This is a genomic window from Lentibacillus sediminis, assembly GCF_002763455.1.
Classification (GTDB): domain Bacteria; phylum Bacillota; class Bacilli; order Bacillales; family Amphibacillaceae; genus Lentibacillus_D; species Lentibacillus_D sediminis_A.
The window spans coordinates 1-540 of sequence record NZ_NIXK01000034.1; the positions used below are offsets into that span (position 1 = coordinate 1).

Here is a 540-nt window from a genome sequence, read left to right on the forward strand (position 1 = left end):
ACTTTCGGATGTGTTCGTTTCGTCTACAACAATATGTTAGCTGAACGAAAAGGGACTTATGAGTTATGGAAAGATGATAAAGCTGCCTTAAAAAAAGTGAAGAACCCTACTCCTGCTAAGTACAAAAACGATTATGAATGGCTAAAGGAAGTAGATTCATTAGCGTTGGCGAACGCACAACTAAACTTGGATAAGGCATATAAAGCATTCTTCAAAGGGAATTCCAAGTTCCCAAAATTCAAAAGTAAACGACATAAGCAAAGCTATACAACAAATGTCGTAAACGGTAATATTAAATTGTTGGATGGTTATATCAAATTACCTAAATTAAAAATGGTTAAAATCAGACAACATAGAAAGATTCCATCAGAATACAAAATCAAATCTTGTACCCTATCATTGACCTCATCAGGAAAATACTATATTTCTATTCTTACAGAGTACGAGAAGGAGATTGAAAGCAAAGAAATTGAAAAAGTAGTTGGGTTAGATTTTGCGATGGATGGCCTATTTGTCGATAGTGAGGGTGAGAAAGCCAAT

1 protein-coding gene is annotated in these 540 nt (G+C 34.4%); it reads left to right on the forward strand.

Annotated elements, in window-relative coordinates; all coding sequences use genetic code 11:
* The coding region (locus CEG13_RS18545; RefSeq protein ID WP_143469703.1) for an RNA-guided endonuclease TnpB family protein at positions 1-540 on the forward strand (540 nt) is incomplete at both ends.